Source organism: Gordonia sp. 852002-10350_SCH5691597 (assembly GCF_001665715.1).
GTDB lineage: Bacteria > Actinomycetota > Actinomycetes > Mycobacteriales > Mycobacteriaceae > Gordonia > Gordonia sputi.
Window position 1 is genome coordinate 1 of record NZ_LZMO01000119.1, and the last position, 1,957, is coordinate 1,957.

Annotated in this window: 2 protein-coding genes; both read right to left on the bottom strand. The window is 64.4% G+C overall.

What is annotated here, in order from left to right:
* Positions 1-226: 226 nt before the first annotated feature.
* The gene (locus A5777_RS09120) at positions 227-1,603 is read right to left on the bottom strand and encodes an IS1380-like element ISGbr1 family transposase (RefSeq protein ID WP_064862420.1); all 1,377 of its coding nucleotides are present in this window, start codon (positions 1,601-1,603) and stop codon (positions 227-229) included.
* The coding region (locus tag A5777_RS09125) for a DDE-type integrase/transposase/recombinase (RefSeq protein ID WP_156529328.1) at positions 1,604-1,957 on the bottom strand (354 nt) is incomplete at its 5' end. It lies immediately after the preceding gene.

Below are 1,957 nucleotides of genomic sequence, written 5' to 3' on the forward strand. Positions count from 1 at the left end.
CTCCGCGGTCCGAGTGGTGAATCAGTCCGGCCACATCCTGGCCGGCACGATCACGCGCCCACAATCCCATGTCTAAGCCTCGATCCACCGATCGGCTTTTTGATGTCTCGTGAAATGTGTTGTGTATGTTCGGGGTGGCGGTGGGCGTGGGTGAGTCGCCGATCTCTGGTGTCGGCGTGTTTCACTGGGTTTCGTGTCGGGGCCGGTTCTGGCCGATGGTTAGGGGTCAGGCTGAGTGTTGTCGTTTGATCGTGTTGTTGAACAACAGGTTCCACTCGCGTTCCCACGGCCATCGGGCGGGTAGATGCATCGTGATGCGCCGCGCTGAGGACGCGATTCGAGCGGGTATGCAGATCAGGGTGCGTCGGATGGTGGAGGTAGTCGCCTTCGCCAGACGCTGTCCACCGAGACAGGCTGCGGCGCGGGTCAGGTTGAACGCGATAACCGCACACACCAGCCATGCGGCGTTCGCGCAGAACTTTCCCGAGGGCAGATGCGCCAATGCGGAGGCTTTGAGGTCGGCGTGGACTTGCTCGATGATCGCATGACCGCGGTGAGTCTTGTCGGCGGTCACGGTGTCCAGGTCGCTGGTGGTGAAGAACGCATGAAACCGCCACACGTCGAACAAGCCGTCTCCCTCGGCTGCGAAGTCAGGGATACGGCGCACCACCAGCCGTCCGGATACCTGCAGGCGCTTGGCTTTGGAGGTGAACGCGGTGAACGGTACTTCGGCGACCTCGGCCCGCGAGACCCACTGGCCGCTGTCTTCGTCGAAGACGGCGTCGGTGTACTCGATCGGCGTCCATGCATCTGCCGGTACCTCGCTGATCGCTGCTCGGACGTGGGAATCCTGACGCACGGTGACCGACACCTGCGCACCGGCCCGGAGCGCGGTGGTGATCGCGCGATGGCCGTAGAACGCTGAATCCGCTCGCAGCAGTATCGGTCCCGACGCATCGGACGACCGTAGCCGCCGCACGGTGGCCAGGGTGTCGGCGATCAACCGATGCGCCCCGCGCGCGGAGTTACACGCCCCTTTGCGCAGGCGTTGAGCGGCGATCACCGGCGCACCGTCACCACAGGTGAGGGTGGTGATCGCCGAGTTCAGCCCACGCACTCGGGTGTAGCCGAATCCGACGCCCTGCTTGGCCGGGCCGTGGACCTCGATGATCGAGTCGTCGATATCGATCATCACCGGCCCGTCGATCCCCGCCAGCACCGGAGTATGGCGAGCCAGTCCCGCCAACAGCCGGGTGGCGATCGCATCGGCTTGGCGGACATGCCCGAACCGGAACTCGCGAAGAAACGATCCCAACGTCGACGGGGCGTAAGGATGGTCGAACACCTTGCCCATCGCGCCGTGTCGCAACACGGCCATGTCGTCGATGCTGTCGGCGCCCGCCACCATCCCCGCCACCAGGGAAAACATTTTCCGATCCGGATGGGCGCCCTTGTCGGTGGGCACGCTCAGATGCTCGCGGGCCAACTCCGACAGGCTGGCGCGTTCGGCCAGCGCCATCACCGGCACCACCCCCGCAGCGGCGAGGAGATTCGGATCGTCACAGGATGCAGACCGGACCGGGTGAGTGTGAGACAATCGCATCTACGACATGCCCTCCTGTGTGTGTGGATGGAACCCTAGAGAAGTCCCATTCTGCCACTCAGACAGGGCATTTCGTTTATCCCTCACCGACCGATCACAAGCAAATCGGTGGATCGAGGCTAAGGCGTCCAATGCGAGGTCGGTGTGCATCGTGGTCGAGACCTGCCAGCCGACGACCACGCGCGAGTACACGTCGAGGATGAACGCCGCGTACACCCACCCGGAGTGGGTGCGGATGTAGGTCAGGTCCGCCACCCACAAGGTGTTCGGCGCCTCGGCGGTGAACTGCCGGCCGACTCGGTCGGCCGGTTGCGGGGTTTCGGCGCCATCGCTGCGGGTGGTCCTGCGTGTCTG